Origin of the sequence: Hwangdonia sp. (assembly GCF_048381975.1) — a bacterium.
GTDB lineage: Bacteria > Bacteroidota > Bacteroidia > Flavobacteriales > Flavobacteriaceae > Hwangdonia > Hwangdonia seohaensis.
The window spans coordinates 1-14,983 of the sequence record NZ_JBLWYT010000005.1 but is presented as its reverse complement, the minus strand read 5'-3'; the positions used below and the strand labels follow the sequence as shown (position 1 = coordinate 14,983).

12 protein-coding genes are annotated in these 14,983 nt (G+C 35.8%); 8 read left to right on the top strand and 4 right to left on the bottom strand.

Features of this window, described 5'->3' with window-relative positions; translation table 11 throughout:
• Positions 1-54 precede the first annotated feature (54 nt).
• Together ACN5J7_RS10155 and ACN5J7_RS10150 are read left to right on the top strand one after the other, a co-directional pair.
• On the top strand, positions 55-1,659 hold the full coding sequence (locus tag ACN5J7_RS10155; protein WP_418603794.1) for a class I SAM-dependent methyltransferase: 1,605 nt from the start codon (positions 55-57) through the stop codon (positions 1,657-1,659).
• Between the two features lie 109 nt (positions 1,660-1,768).
• Positions 1,769-2,239, top strand: a complete 471-nt coding sequence (locus tag ACN5J7_RS10150) for a hypothetical protein (protein ID WP_418603793.1) — start codon at positions 1,769-1,771, stop codon at positions 2,237-2,239.
• A gap of 90 nt (positions 2,240-2,329) precedes the next feature.
• Here ACN5J7_RS10150 and ACN5J7_RS10145 read toward each other — a convergent pair whose 3' ends face one another.
• A complete protein-coding gene (locus ACN5J7_RS10145; protein ID WP_418603792.1) occupies positions 2,330-3,253 on the bottom strand; it encodes a hypothetical protein in 924 nt (307 codons plus the stop codon).
• A 348-nt stretch (positions 3,254-3,601) separates the two neighbouring features.
• Between ACN5J7_RS10145 and pheT the strand changes: the two genes are divergently transcribed.
• The 3 genes from pheT to ACN5J7_RS10130 all read left to right on the top strand — a co-directional run bounded on the left by pheT (position 3,602) and on the right by ACN5J7_RS10130 (position 6,604).
• Positions 3,602-6,028 (top strand): phenylalanine--tRNA ligase subunit beta, encoded by a 2,427-nt coding sequence (pheT, locus tag ACN5J7_RS10140; protein ID WP_418603791.1) that lies wholly within the window; start codon positions 3,602-3,604, stop codon positions 6,026-6,028.
• Between the two features lie 102 nt (positions 6,029-6,130).
• Complete coding sequence (locus ACN5J7_RS10135) at positions 6,131-6,355, top strand: DUF2007 domain-containing protein (protein WP_311938580.1); 225 nt, start codon at positions 6,131-6,133, stop codon at positions 6,353-6,355.
• 12 nt (positions 6,356-6,367) lie between these two features.
• Positions 6,368-6,604, top strand: coding sequence for a putative signal transducing protein (locus ACN5J7_RS10130; RefSeq protein WP_418603790.1), 237 nt, complete (start codon positions 6,368-6,370; stop codon positions 6,602-6,604).
• A gap of 101 nt (positions 6,605-6,705) precedes the next feature.
• Here the strand turns inward: ACN5J7_RS10130 and ACN5J7_RS10125 are convergent, their stop codons facing one another.
• Positions 6,706-8,331, bottom strand: coding sequence for an ABC-F family ATP-binding cassette domain-containing protein (locus tag ACN5J7_RS10125; RefSeq protein WP_418603789.1), 1,626 nt, complete (start codon positions 8,329-8,331; stop codon positions 6,706-6,708).
• Positions 8,332-8,531: 200 nt separating this feature from the next.
• On the opposite strand from ACN5J7_RS10125, the gene ACN5J7_RS10120 reads away from it, so the two are divergent.
• Complete coding sequence (locus ACN5J7_RS10120) at positions 8,532-9,953, top strand: TlpA family protein disulfide reductase (RefSeq protein ID WP_418603788.1); 1,422 nt, start codon at positions 8,532-8,534, stop codon at positions 9,951-9,953.
• A 121-nt stretch (positions 9,954-10,074) separates the two neighbouring features.
• On the opposite strand, the gene fsa is transcribed toward ACN5J7_RS10120, so the two are convergent.
• On the bottom strand, positions 10,075-10,728 hold the full coding sequence (gene fsa / locus ACN5J7_RS10115; protein WP_311938589.1) for a fructose-6-phosphate aldolase: 654 nt from the start codon (positions 10,726-10,728) through the stop codon (positions 10,075-10,077).
• Positions 10,729-10,898: 170 nt separating this feature from the next.
• Complete coding sequence (locus tag ACN5J7_RS10110) at positions 10,899-11,903, bottom strand: beta-ketoacyl-ACP synthase III (RefSeq protein WP_311938591.1); 1,005 nt, start codon at positions 11,901-11,903, stop codon at positions 10,899-10,901.
• Positions 11,904-12,195: 292 nt separating this feature from the next.
• Here ACN5J7_RS10110 and htpG point away from each other — a divergent pair, with 292 nt between their 5' ends.
• On the top strand, positions 12,196-14,106 hold the full coding sequence (gene htpG / locus ACN5J7_RS10105; protein ID WP_418603787.1) for a molecular chaperone HtpG: 1,911 nt from the start codon (positions 12,196-12,198) through the stop codon (positions 14,104-14,106).
• 276 nt (positions 14,107-14,382) lie between these two features.
• The coding region (locus ACN5J7_RS10100; RefSeq protein ID WP_418603786.1) for a DEAD/DEAH box helicase family protein at positions 14,383-14,983 on the top strand (601 nt) is incomplete at its 3' end.

Sequence of the window (14,983 nt, the reverse complement as noted above, 5' to 3'; positions counted from 1 at the left end):
CCTTTCCTCATCAAAGTCGAAAGGTTTTTTATATATTTATGCTAAACCGCAAACATGCTCACTAAACACGATAAAGAACAACTCCGCGCTATTATTTTCAGGCATTTGGATGGTATTGCCACGGCAACCACAGCCTATGCGCTGCACAAAAAAGGAGTGTTGCAATATTTGTTGGAACATAAAAATTCCAGTCTTAAAAATATAAGCAAAGAATTTAACGCCAATGCCGGTTATCTCAATGTGGCATTGCGTATTTTATGTGCCCAAGGTTGGTTGAATCAACAAGTAGACAATTCTACCAACACGGTAAGTTTTGAAACAAATGCGCAAAGCGAAAAGGCTTTTAAACTTGTGCCTTTATATGAAGACGCCGTGAATCTGTTAAACTATTCGGTTAAATTTCCAACCGAACGTATCGGTCCGGACGCTTTTCATGTGTTAGAGAAAATATTCAGGAAATATGAAAACGATTTTGGACTTTCAAAGGTAGAAGACCTCACAATCGAATATCAAATATTAAAACATATCGAAGGCGTAATTGCGGCTCCAATTATAGTTTTGTTAGGCGTAAATGGCTTATTTCATAAATATTTTATGGAAGCCTCGTTTAGGGCACAAGAATACCATTCTAATCCAGAAAGCTTTAAAAAGATTCTTGACTTTTTAAGTCATTTAGGTTGGTTCTCAAAAAAGAAAGACACTTATCAATTCACAGACGAAGGTTTGTTTTTTGCAAAACGCGCGAGTGCTTACGGTGTTACGGTTTCGTATTTACCAACTTTTGTGGCATTGGACGAGCTTATTTTTGGTAATCCGTTGATTTTAAAAACCGAATCGGTAAACGACACCGAAAAGCATGTGGACAGGGAAATAAATGTTTGGGGAAGCGGTGGCGCGCACTCTACCTATTTTAAAATTATTGATGAAATCATTATCGAACTATTCAACAAACCAATCGACGAGCAACCCAAAGGCATACTGGATATGGGTTGTGGCAATGGCGCTTTTATCCAGCATATTTTTGATGTGATTGAATACAAAACGCTGCGCGGAAAACTACTGGACGAGCATCCGCTATTATTGGTTGGTGCCGATTTTAACCAAGCCGCCTTAAAGGTTACACGTGCCAATTTAATTAAAGCTGATATTTGGGCAAAAGTGATTTGGGGCGATATTGGGCGCCCCGATTTATTGGCCAAAGATTTAAAAGACGACTACAGTATCGATTTAAAGGATTTATTGAATGTACGCACGTTTTTAGACCACAATCGTATTTGGGAACCTCCAAAAACAACAACCAATAGAATTAGCAATTCAACGGGTGCCTATGCTTTTCAAGGCAAGCAAATAAGCAATAATTTGGTTGAAGATTCACTCCTGGAGCATTTTATAAAATGGAAGCCTTATGTGGAGCGTTTTGGCCTATTAATTATAGAATTGCATACCATAAACCCCAAACTTACTGCGGCCAACTTGGGTAAAACCGCAGCCACAGCTTACGATGCCACACACGGTTACAGCGACCAATATATTTTAGAAGTCGATGTATTCAACAAAGTTGCAGCCCAAGCTGGTTTACGTCCGGACACCAATTATTTTACAACGTTTCCAAACAACGAATTGGCAACCGTAAGTATTAATTTATTAAAAGGAAATTAGTTTTTTTGTCATTCCTGCGTGTTACATTGAGCTTGTCGAAATTCAGGCAGGAATCCATTATTAATCAATACGTTTAATTCCGCTTTTGCGGAAATGAAAAATATTCTAAATGAAAGCCGTTTCAGTAACAGTAATAAAAAAGGAATTACAACACCGGTCGACGGACGAACTCATGGAGCTTTGTTTGCGTTTATCGCGTTTTAAAAAAGAAAACAAAGAACTGCTCACCTATTTGCTGTTCGAATCGTCTGACGAAAACGGATATATTGAATCGGTTAAAAACTACGTTGATGAAGAGTTTGAATCCATTAACACCAAAAGCTATTTTTATATCAGAAAAAGTGTCCGGAAAATCCTGAAAAACATAAAAAAGTATGTACGGTATTCACAAAAAAAGGAAACCGAAGTGGAACTACTCCTCTACTTTTGCCAGAAATTGAAAAGCTTTTCACCAAGTATAAAATACAGTGCACAATTGCAAAACACCTATAACCGACAAATCCTTTTAACAAAAAAAATAATAGCGACCCTGCATGAAGATTTACAGTACGATTATAATTTGATGCTGGAAGATTTATAGGTTGTTGAAAAATTTATTTACCATTACACATTTTTAGTTGATTTTGTAAAAATTATCGCGATTTATCCATTCGGGTTTTATTTGCTAAATTCATTGCTTAAAAAACTCAAAATACGAGTCAATAGGAATGCTATCCAAGTTTTCAATAACAATTTCTTCTCCCGAAACCAAAGTGAGAAATAGCGTAACAGTCCACCACCCTTTTGATGAATACGATTGGATATCTTTTAAACCAACAACTCTATTTTTTGTTGGGAAAAATATGTTTTTATTCGACATCACAAATGAATTTGCTACCGTAGAAACAATAAACTCATCACCTTCAAACTTGTGTACTTTAATAAAATCTTCAATTAGTTTCTCGTCCTTCTCCGTATATATTTTGTAGAACCCTTCAAAACTTGCTTTTTCCGCATACAACTGTCTGTTTTTATCCAACTTTTCAAGATCGCCCGAAAGCCATGTGTTGTAACTAAAGGCTACCATATTCTTTATTGGATTTTCAAAATTAAGAGCAACTGGTTTGCCGATATTAGGTGGATTGGGATCAAGTATGCCTCCATCCAAATCATTTATTTCGGCTTTATATTTTCTCGTTCTTTTTTCTAATTCCTGACCTATTTCAATCAAATTACGCCTGCCAATAAGCGTAGGTATTTCCATTTCAATATCTCTATCTTTCGATTGGATAAAAATTGCTGCATCGAACCCTACAGCTGGTTGAAAAGTAATGTTGCTAATCTCATTAAAAAATAATTTATCAAAACCCATTGATATACTATCCGCATCAATACAAACATTTTGTTTAAGGCTTTTAATAAGTTTAATTAACTCCGTTGCACCGTAATATAATAAAGCCAAAGACGCTATTGGGCCAATTACAATTCCAGCTTTATAGTAAAAGGATTTATCAATGAAAACCAAATAAGGTATAAACAAAGCCAAGAATAATATTGCTGCTGCTTTTATAGCTCTAATTACCAACCAAAATTTACCGACTTTATATTCTTTCATAACTACCAGTATTTACATATTGCTAATTTACTTAAAATAAGATTGTTAAGTATTAAATTTAGGTGTAATTAACTTATCACACAAAAATTAAGTTGGTAATGAAAACAGCACTATTGCTTAGTGAAAATTTTAAACAGTTTCATTTCAATATATTGAAAAAAAAATACCAGGATGATTTAAAATTATTCAATAAGCAATTGCTCAAAAAACAATCCAATTTATATTTTAAATCCATAAACTTGGTTAACAAAACCATTTTTCCCCTATTTACCCTCACAAAACATAAAGCATAGTTTGAATGCTAACTGCAATATTTTATCTTTGCTCCCTTAAATAGTAAAATGATTTATGAAGATTTCATATAACTGGTTAAAACAGTTTATTAAAACGGACTGGACGCCAGAACAAACCAGCGAATTGCTTACCGATTTAGGACTAGAGGTTGAAGGTATTGAACCCTACCAATCGGTAAAAGGCGGATTGGAAGGTGTGGTTATTGGCAAAGTTTTAACCTGCGTTAAACACCCAAATGCTGATAAATTAAAATTAACCACGGTTGATATCGGTGCCGATGCGCCCTTGCAAATAGTTTGTGGCGCACCCAATGTAGCGGCCGGACAAAAAGTACCCGTGGCAACCATTGGAACAACCTTGTATACATCTGAAGGTGAGAGTTGGACCATTAAAAAAGGGAAGATTCGCGGTGAGGAAAGTCACGGTATGATTTGTGCCGAAGACGAGCTGGGTTTAGGAACATCGCACGATGGCATTATGGTTTTGGATGAGAAAATAAAAGTGGGAACACAAGCTGCGGATATTTTTGATATTGAAAACGACCAGGTTTTTGAAATTGGATTAACCCCAAACCGCGCCGATGCGATGAGCCATTACGGAACAGCACGCGATTTAAAAGCAGGATTGATTCAAAAGGATATTAAATTAGAGCTTATCACGCCATCGGTTAGTGCGTTTCGCGTTGACAATCGCACCTTAAAAACTGATATTGATGTACAAAATAAAGATTTGGCGCCTCGCTACTGCGGTGTTACCATTTCTAAAATAAAGGTTGCAGAATCTCCAAAATGGTTACAACACCGCTTAAAAGCTATTGGTTTAAGCCCAATTAACAATATTGTTGATGCCACCAATTACGTGTTACACGAACTGGGGCAACCGCTTCACGCTTTTGACGCTTTAAAGATTTCGGGCAGTAAAATTGAAGTTAAAACGGTTAAAGCAGGCACAAAATTTACAACCTTAGACGGTATTGAACGTGAGTTACACGAAGACGATTTAATGATTTGCGACACCGAAAAACCCATGTGTATTGCTGGTGTTTTTGGTGGTATTGATTCCGGTGTTACCGAAAACACAACCAGTATTTTTTTAGAAAGCGCTTTTTTCAATCCCGTAAGCGTTCGTAAATCGGCAAAACGCCATGGTTTAAACACCGATGCCTCGTTTAGGTTTGAGCGCGGTATCGACCCTAATATTACCGAATATGCTTTAAAGCGCGCCGCTTTATTAATTCAAGAAGTTGCAGGTGGTGAAATTACCAGTGATTTAATTGATGTGTATCCAAAAAAAATTGAGGATTTTCATGTGCGTATGAGTTTTGATAATGCCAAAAAATTAATCGGTGAAGAAATTCCGGAAGAAATTATCAAACGCATTTTAACCTCATTGGATATTAAAGTAAATAATGTTACCGAAACCGGACTGGGCTTAACCGTTCCTGCTTACAGAAACGATGTACAGCGCGAAGCCGATATAATCGAAGAAATTTTGCGTGTTTACGGTTATAACAACATTAAAACTACCGAAAAATTAAACGCTTCAATTTCCAGTACATCACGTTTTGAAGACCATAAAATTCAGAACGTTGTCGGCAATCAATTAGCGGCCCAAGGGTTTTACGAGATACTTTCAAATTCGCTAACAAACCCCAATTATGTGGCCTTAAGCGAGCAGTTAAAGGAAGAACATAATGTTACCATGCTTAATCCTTTAAGTAACGATTTGTCGGTTTTGCGCCAGTCTTTACTGTTTTCTGGTTTAGAGGCAATTTTACACAATATCAATAGGAAACGACAGGATTTAAAATTCTTCGAATTCGGAAAAACCTATCATCATTACAACGATACCAGAGCTGAAAACAAACATTTAACACTTTTTGCAACGGGCAATCAAAACAAGGAAAGTTGGCATGATGCTTCCAAAAAAAGCGATTTCTTTTTCTTAAAAGGAAGCATTGTTTCGCTATTGGACCGTTTGGGTATTTCTCGATTTAATGAAACACCCGTTAAAAACGATGTGTTTAGCGAAGGGCTGAGTTTAAATTTTGGTAAAACCAAATTGGTCGATTTTGGTTTGGTAAAAAAATCGGTTTTAAAACATTTTGATATTTCGCAGGAAGTATTGTTTGCCGATTTTAATTGGGATGCCATTTTAGATATTGTAAAACGCCACAAAATAACATTTAAAGCCATACCTAAATACCCGGAAGTGCGTCGGGATTTTGCCCTATTATTAAACGAAGCCGTTACTTTCGATTCCATTTACAAAATAGCAAATCAAAGCGAGAAGCAATTGCTGAAAAGTGTGAATTTATTTGATGTGTATCAAGGTAAAAATCTGCCAAAAGGCAAAAAGAGTTACGCCGTTAGTTTTACGTTGCAAGACGAAAACAAAACGCTTACCGATAAGCAGATTGATAAGATTATGAAAAAGCTTCAATCGAATTTCGAAAAACAATTGGGTGCCGAATTAAGATAATTCAAACCTAAAATTCATTTAAAAAAGCCAGCGAACGCTGGCTTTTTTTGTATCCAAAATTTTCGTATCTTTAATAAAAGGAACTTTTTAAAACCTATCGTTATGGCTGAATCTAATTACATTAAAATTTTCACCGGAAGTCTTATTGACGTGCAACGTATAATTTCTGATTTGGAAAAAATAGATATTAGCCCCGTTATTAAAGACCAAAATGAATCCGGGCTTGACCCAAAGATTTATGGCGGTCATTTGCTCAAGGAAATTTATGTTCACAAAGACGAACTTGACAAAGCCCGTGACATTATTGAAAATATAGATTCCAATTAAAAACCCATCACTATGTCCAATTCCAATTATATAAAAATTTTTACTGGAAACTTTATTACCGTACAACGCATTGTTTCCGATTTAGAAAAAACAAATATTCGTCCCGTTGTAAAAGACCAATCAGAATCTGCGCGTTTAGCAGGTTTTGGCCCATCCATTCCTGGTCAACAAGAATTATATGTTCATAAAGACGAGCTCGATAAAGCTGTTGAAATTGTTGAAACTATAACTTCTGAGTTTCAAGATTAGGTTGTGTGATGCCTTAGCATTGACGGTTCAACTGCGCTCACCACAAACTTAATGTTGGAGCTCACCTCCCACTATTTCGGGAGTGGTAACGCCCAAAAAAATTAAACAGTTACGGCATACATTTTATTACGCAGTTCCTTTATTTTGGGATCTTGCATGTACTCATCAAAAGTGGTGTGCCTGTCTATAATGCCATTTGGTGTTAATTCCACTACCCTATTACCCACGGTTTGTGCAAACTCATGGTCATGTGTTGTAAACAATACCGTGCCTTTAAAGTTTTTAAGCGAATTGTTAAACGCCGTTATACTCTCTAAATCCAAATGGTTTGTAGGTTCATCGAGCATTAAAACATTAGCTCTGGTCATCATCATTTTACTAAGCATACAACGCACTTTTTCGCCTCCGGATAATACCGATGATTTTTTAAATGCCTCTTCGCCGCTAAAAATCATTTTACCCAAAAACCCTCGAATATTCACTTCTTCGCGCTCTTCTTCGGTTTGTGCCCATTGGCGTAACCAATCAATAAGTGTTAAATCGTTGTTGAAATATTCGCTGTTATCCAATGGTAAATAGGATTGCGTTGTGGTAACGCCCCATGCAAATTTACCGGCATCGGCCTTTTCTTTATTGTTTAATATTTGATAAAATGCCGTTGTAGCTCTGGAATCCCTTGAAAAAACAACCACTTTTTCGCCTTTATTCAAATTAAGGTCGATGTCTTTAAATAACACTTCGCCATCTGTAGATGCTGCTAAACCAGTAATATTTAGTATTTGATCGCCTGCCTCTCTATCGCGTTCAAAAATAATGGCTGGATAACGACGGCTTGTTCGTCTGATATCGGCTATATTCAACTTTTCAATCATTTTCTTTCTACTGGTGGCCTGTTTGCTTTTTGCAACATTGGCAGAAAAACGACGAATAAATTCTTCCAGTTCCTTTTTCTTTTCTTCAGCTTTTTTGTTTTGTTGCGCGTGCTGTCTTGCGGCCAATTGAGACGACTCGTACCAAAAGGTATAGTTTCCTGAATAATGATTTATTTTTCCGAAATCAATATCAGAAATATGGGTACAAACGGCATCCAAAAAGTGACGGTCGTGAGACACCACAATAACACAGTTTTCGTAATTCGCCAAGAAATTTTCCAACCAAGAAATGGTTTCGTAATCCAAGTCGTTGGTAGGCTCATCCATAATCAACACATCCGGGTTCCCAAACAATGCCTGTGCCAATAACACACGTACTTTTTGCTTTCCGTCTAAATCGGCCATTAAAGTATAGTGAAATTCTTCTTTAATACCCAAGTTTGATAGCATTGAAGCGGCATCGCTATCGGCATTCCAACCATTCATTTCTTCAAACTGCACTTGAAGCTCTCCAATTTTCTCAGCATTTTCATCGGTATAATCCGCATACAATGCATCAATTTCAGTCTTTATTTTAAATAAGGGTTTGTTCCCCATTAAAACGGTTTCCAAAACGGTATGCTCATCATATAAATTATGGTTTTGCTCCAAAACCGACATACGCTTACCAGCCTCTAAAGACACATGTCCGGATGTTGGATCCATCTTACCGGAAATAATCTTTAAAAAAGTGGATTTTCCAGAACCATTTGCACCAATAATGCCATAGCAATTACCATTATTAAAGGTGGTATTTACTTCATCAAAAAGTACACGCTTCCCGAATTGCACTGATAAATTAGAAACTGATAACATAGTTTGTATTTAATTTTTTGCAAAAGTATAAAATCTTAACCGTAAGACGAAACATCCTTAACTTATTTTTAAACCGTAGTTGCCCATGTAAAATCCTTGTAGTATAATATTTAACAACGCCTTAACAGCAGTTTATAAATACAAGCTATATTTTTGTTACATATAGCATTTACGCTAAAATATTTTTTTCGAAGGGGACTATGAAATTCTATTATTATACACTGCTTATTGCAATCACACTACTGGGTTGTAAAAAAGATTACGCCAAAGATAATGGTGATTATGCTTTTTTTGGTGGTGAAATTATTAACGCAAACAATAATTATGTGGTGCTGTCAAAATCAAAACGCATTATAGATACGATTAAACTTGATGGCAATAACAGATTTATTTACAAAGTGGATAATTTACAACCTGGACTTTATAATTTTAAACATGGTGGCGAATTTCAAATGGTTTTATTAGAACCAAGTGACAGCATTATGTTTAGGCTAAACACCTTAGAGTTTGACGAATCGTTGGTTTACACTGGCGAAGGCGCCAAAAAGAACAACTATTTAATCAATGAGTTTTTAAGAAACGAAATAGAGGAAAAACAGATTTTTAAATTCTGTCAGTTAAATGCGGAAGACTATCAAAAAGAAATAGATTCCATAAAAGACAACAAATTAAAAAAACTTAAGAAATTTAAAAACAAGTACGACACATCGGATTTGTTTAACAAAATTGCACAGGCAAACATAGATTACAACTACTATTTTAACAAAGAAATATACCCGTTTGTACACTACGGCGGTAACAAAAATGATATTTTGGAATCTTTGCCAAAAGACTTTTACAGTTACAGAAAAAACATAGATTACAACGACGCGTTTCTAAAGGATTACTTTATTTACAGCACGTTTTTACGTTGGAACTTTAATAATATCGCGCTTAGCGAACATTATAAACACGCTGAAAAAAACCATTTTAAAAGCTCAGACGTTTGTTATAATTTAGACCGATTAGCGCTTATTGATAGCCTAGTAACTGATCTTGAAATTAAAGAAGATTTACTGCATCATTACACCGTAAACTTTTTAAACAAAAGCAAGAATGAGAAAAACAACAATGCCATTCTTAATTTTTATATCAGTAAAAGTTCTAATGCTGAAGGCAAAGCAATGATTACGCAATATGCCAAGGCGTTGCATAACTTAAAAACCGGTGAAACCTTCCCAGAAACGGTGCTTATAGATACGAGAAACTCTGAAACCAGTGTCGATGCCATTATAAATTCGCCAACCGTAATTTGCTTTTGGTCGCAAACCTATTACGACCATTTTAAAGAGAGCCAGCATAAAATTTATGAGTTAAGCACAAAATACCCAGAGGTAAAATTTATAGTTATTAATGTTGACAGTTACGGTATGGATTCCGCATTAAAAGCCTTAAAACGGAACAGCTTCACCTTTAAAAACCAGTACCAATTTAAGGACCCAAAAGCATCAAAAGAAGTTCTGGCCATTTACCCCATAACAAAAGCTTTTATAATTGATAAAGATCATAAAATAGTAAACAGCAAAACCAATATTTTTGCTAGAAATTTTGAAGAACAGCTTTTAGGTTTATTGAATAGGTAAAACTAAGATTTTAAAATCTTTACGGTTTTTAATAAAGCTTACAGACTAAAATATATTGCAAACAAAAAGCCTCAACTTAAATTAGTTGAGGCTTTTTTATATCAGAAAAAACTAAAGTATTTTAGTTCCCTTTTTTGTAGTCTTCTAAAAATTTGGCTAAACCAATATCGGTTAATGGGTGCTTTAACAAACCTTCAATTGAGCTTAACGGACCTGTCATAACATCAGCACCTAATTTGGCACAATCGATAACATGCATGGTGTGGCGCACCGAAGCTGCTAAAATTTGGGTTTCAAAATTATAGTTATCGTAAATATGTCTAATTTCTGAAATTAAGTTCAAACCGTCGGTAGAAATATCATCCAAACGTCCAATAAATGGCGACACATAAGTGGCTCCAGCCTTTGCAGCTAATAAGGCTTGACCTGGTGAAAACACTAAAGTCACATTGGTTTTTACGCCTTTTTCAGAGAAATATTTACAAGCCTTAACACCATCTTTAATCATGGGCAGTTTTATAACAATCTGCTCGTGCAGTTCAGCCAAAGCTTCACCTTCTCTAACCATACCTTCAAAATCTGTCGAAATCACTTCGGCACTCACATCGCCATCAACAATATTGCAAATATCAACATAGTGCTTTAAAATATTGTCGTGTCCGGTAATGCCTTCTTTAGCCATTAACGACGGATTTGTTGTTACCCCGTCAAGTACACCAAGGTCTTGTGCTTCTTTTATCTGATTTAGATTTGCTGTATCAATAAAAAATTTCATTCGTATAAATTTAGTTGTGCAATTTTTTTGCGAATTTACGATTAAATAAAAGCTTTAAACGAAGATTTACTTAAAATATATTAACAATTCAGAATATAACCGTTTAAGGGATTGTATGTAAAAAATCCTTTTGCTTTTTGCCAATAAAATCTTCTAAATTACTTTGAGTTTTACCATTTTATAATGGCACTCGCCCAGGTAAATCCGCTACCAAATGCCGCCAGTACCACATTATCGCCAGTTTTAATTTTGCCTTCTTCCCAAGCTTCGGTTAGGGCAATAATTACCGATGCTGCTGTGGTATTGCCATATTTTTGAATGTTATTAAAGACTTGATCATCACGTAACGCAAATTTCTTTTGAATGAATTGTGCAATGCGCAAATTGGCTTGATGCGGAATCAACATATCGATGTCCTCTTTTTGTAGGCCGTTTTTTTGCAGACCTTCCATAATAACCTCGCTAAAACGAACCACGGCATGCTTAAAAACAAAGGTGCCATCCATATATGGGAAATAAGACAAATCTTCTTCTTCAGATTCTAAAATCTGCGGTACCCAATGCTTGATGCTTGGCGATTCCACAATAAGTTTATCGGCGTACTTCCCTTCACTGTGCAGGTGTGTTGAAAGGATGCCTTTTGTTGTATCTTCTTCTCTCGACAGTACACAAGCGCCGGCGCCGTCGCCAAAAATAACGGTAACACCACGGCCTCTTGTGGTTTTATCCAATCCATTGGAATGGTACTCTGCACCAACCACCAATATGTTTTTATACATACCCGTTTTAATAAATTGGTCGGCTACCGAAATGGCATATACAAAGCCCGAGCATTGGTTTCTAATATCAATGGCTCCCACGTTTTTTAATCCTAATATTTCTTGGATTTGTACACCACAACCCGGAAAATAATAATCGGGTGTCATGGTGGCAAATACGATAAAATCAATGTCATCATTGGTTAATCCCGAACGCTCAATGGCCACTTTAGAGGCTTTTGCGCCCATAATTGCCGAAGTATCGTCGGTTCCTTCTTTAATCCAGCGGCGTTCTTTTATACCTGTGCGTTCTTGAATCCACGCATCGTTGGTATCCATCATTTTTGATAAATCGTCATTAGTCACCACATGTTCAGGAAGATACTTTCCTAAACCTATTATTTTTGAATTGTACATATTAAATATTACTTTTTGTCATTCCCGTTAAGACGGGAATCGCTTTAATCGAAAAACCAAAGTACAAAATAATACCATCAATTTCCAAATATTAACAATATGGTATTTTTAAGCTGTTTTTTGGAATTTTCTTTTTCAAATAAAAAGTTGTGTCAGTTTGTCATATTTTATCAATTGGCATTTTTGTTGACTATTAAAACAAAGTGAATTTAAACTAAAATTAATCAGATTCCCTCCTTTACTGAAACTAGTTCAGCACATGCGAGGGAATGACAAATAAACTATTATCATTATGACAAAAGGAAATATTAATGTTTCGGTAGAAAACATCTTCCCCCTCATTAAAAAATTCTTGTACAGCGATCACGAAATATTTTTACGTGAGCTAATAAGTAACGCTACAGATGCCACGCTAAAACTAAAGCATTTAACCAATATTGGCGATGCCAAGGTTGAATATGGCAATCCGCAAATTGAGGTTAAAATTGATAAAGAAGGTAAAAAACTTCATATTATCGACCAAGGCTTGGGTATGACTGCCGATGAAGTTGAAAAATACATCAATCAGGTGGCATTTTCTGGAGCCGAAGAGTTTTTAGATAAATATAAAGATTCGGCTAAAGATTCTGGCATTATTGGCCATTTTGGTTTAGGTTTTTACTCCGCTTTTATGGTGGCCGAAAAAGTTGAGATCATCACAAAATCTTATAAAGGTGAAACGGCAGCGCATTGGACCTGCGATGGCTCGCCAGAATTTACTTTGGTTGAAGCCGATAAAAAAGAACGAGGTACAGAAATCATTCTTCATATTACCGACGATGACAAAGAGTTTTTAGAAGAAACTCGCATACGTGAGCTATTGTTAAAGTACAACAAGTTTATGCCCGTTCCTATTAAGTTTGGAACCAAAGAAATAAACGACCCCGACTTTACGCCTAAAACAACAAAAGACAAAGACGGTAAAGAAACTACCGAACCTCATAAACAAATTACGGTTGATAACATTATTAACAACCCAAACCCTGCGTGGACCAAGCAACCGGCAGATTTAAAAGATGAAGATTACAGCAATTTCTACCGTGAGTTGTACCCGATGCAATTTGAAGAGCCGTTGTTTAACATTCACCTAAATGTAGACTATCCGTTTAATTTAACCGGGATTTTATATTTCCCGAAAATGACGAACGATTTAAACATTCAAAAAGATAAAATTCAGCTGTACCAAAACCAGGTTTTTGTAACCGATAATGTTGAAGGTATTGTACCGGAATTTTTAACCATGTTGCGTGGTGTTATCGATTCGCCGGATATTCCGTTAAACGTTTCGCGTTCGTATTTACAAGCTGATGGTGCCGTTAAAAAGATTTCATCGTACATCACCAGAAAGGTTGCCGATAAATTAAAATCGTTGTTCAATAACAACCGTGAAGATTTTGAAGCCAAATGGAACGATATTAAAATCGTGATTGAATACGGTATGCTTTCCGAGGAAAAATTCTTTGAAAAAGCCGATGCCTTCGTGTTATATCCAACGGTTGATGGCACATACTATACGTACGAAGAACTGTTCAATAAGATTAAAGCAAAACAAACCGATAAAGACGATAAATTAGTTATCCTTTACGCTTCTAATAAAGACGAGCAGCACAGCTACATCGAGGCTGCAAAAGCCAAAGGCTACGAGGTATTGCTATTGGATTCGCCCATCGTATCGCATTTAATGCAAAAGCTGGAAACCTCGAAAGAGAAAATTTCCTTTGCACGTGTTGATGCCGATCATATCGATAAAATAATTCAGAAAGACGAAACCAAGATTTCTAAGTTAGATGAAGAGCAAACCAAAACATTAGACGCACTTTTAAAAGAAGTGATTCCTTCTGAAAAATTTGTGGTACAGTTAGAGCCTATGGATAGTGATGCAGCTCCGTTTATGATTACGCAACCCGAGTTTATGCGCCGAATGAAAGAAATGCAAGCTACCGGTGGTGGTGGCATGAACATGTTTGGCAGCATGCCGGAAATGTATAATTTGGTTGTAAATACCAACTCGCCATTGGTGGGCGACATTTTGGATACCAAAACCAAAAAGAAACAAGAACGTTTAATAAATCAGAGTTTGGATTTAGCTCGATTATCTCAAGGTTTACTTAAAGGTGAAGAGTTAACAAACTTTATTAAGCGTAGTTACGAGATGATAAAGTAAGTTGCCGTCATTGCGCCAGGACGCATTTTGCCTGCACTGAGCTAGTCGAAGTGTGGCAATCTCATACATTAAAACTATAAGTTTTTTCGTTTACGCGAAAATTTATAATAACCAAAACCACTTTGTGAAAACAGGGTGGTTTTTTTGTTGTAGCATTTTCTTGAATTTGTCAGAAAAAAAAGATAACTTCGTTTAACATTAGATATAAAACATTAAAACGATTTCATATCAAGTAGTTGTAGCCAATACAAATAACCAACTTCAAAAATTTAATCCATGGCTTTTTTTATTGAAAATAAAGAATTATTTAAACTACAACCAGAGGAAGGAAATGGATTAAGAAAGTGCCAATTAGGTGCAATTTGGGCATTAAAAAGTCATTTTACAACATCATCAAATGACATTGCCTCTTTAATTAGTATGCCAACCGGTTCAGGAAAAACGGCATTGATGATGGCTACTTGTTTTGAATTAAATCTACAAAAAATACTAATCGTAGTTCCTTCTAAAATTCTTCGTAGGCAAATAGCTGAACAATTTAGAACTTTACAAGTTCTGAAAAGCAGTAATTGTCTTCAAAGTGAAATTGAAGAGCTAAAAGTTTACGAAGTAACAAAAAGACAAAAAACACGAGAACAATGGGAGCTGATTTTAAACGAATATGATGTTATTGTTGCGCATCCGAATAGTATATCTCCATATTACAAAGACATTGAACCAATTCCAGTCGACTTAATAGATGCAGTCCTAGTTGACGAAGCTCATCACGAACCTGCAGAAACATGGCGTAAACTAAACGATTTTTATTCTGATTTAAAAAGAGTCTTTTTTACTGCAACACCCTTTAGGCGAGATAGGAAAAGAATGAAAGCTAAAT

What these genes read in the sequence shown, in the direction of transcription:
- ACN5J7_RS10155 (WP_418603794.1), top strand. Translation starts at nt 55, where the DNA reads ATGCTCACTAAACACGATAAAGAACAACTCCGCGCTATTATTTTCAGG.
- ACN5J7_RS10150 (WP_418603793.1), top strand. Translation starts at nt 1,769, where the DNA reads ATGAAAGCCGTTTCAGTAACAGTAATAAAAAAGGAATTACAACACCGG.
- ACN5J7_RS10145 (WP_418603792.1), bottom strand. Translation starts at nt 3,253, where the DNA reads ATGAAAGAATATAAAGTCGGTAAATTTTGGTTGGTAATTAGAGCTATA.
- pheT (WP_418603791.1), top strand. Translation starts at nt 3,602, where the DNA reads ATGAAGATTTCATATAACTGGTTAAAACAGTTTATTAAAACGGACTGG.
- ACN5J7_RS10135 (WP_311938580.1), top strand. Translation starts at nt 6,131, where the DNA reads ATGGCTGAATCTAATTACATTAAAATTTTCACCGGAAGTCTTATTGAC.
- ACN5J7_RS10130 (WP_418603790.1), top strand. Translation starts at nt 6,368, where the DNA reads ATGTCCAATTCCAATTATATAAAAATTTTTACTGGAAACTTTATTACC.
- ACN5J7_RS10125 (WP_418603789.1), bottom strand. Translation starts at nt 8,331, where the DNA reads ATGTTATCAGTTTCTAATTTATCAGTGCAATTCGGGAAGCGTGTACTT.
- ACN5J7_RS10120 (WP_418603788.1), top strand. Translation starts at nt 8,532, where the DNA reads ATGAAATTCTATTATTATACACTGCTTATTGCAATCACACTACTGGGT.
- fsa (WP_311938589.1), bottom strand. Translation starts at nt 10,728, where the DNA reads ATGAAATTTTTTATTGATACAGCAAATCTAAATCAGATAAAAGAAGCA.
- ACN5J7_RS10110 (WP_311938591.1), bottom strand. Translation starts at nt 11,903, where the DNA reads ATGTACAATTCAAAAATAATAGGTTTAGGAAAGTATCTTCCTGAACAT.
- htpG (WP_418603787.1), top strand. Translation starts at nt 12,196, where the DNA reads ATGACAAAAGGAAATATTAATGTTTCGGTAGAAAACATCTTCCCCCTC.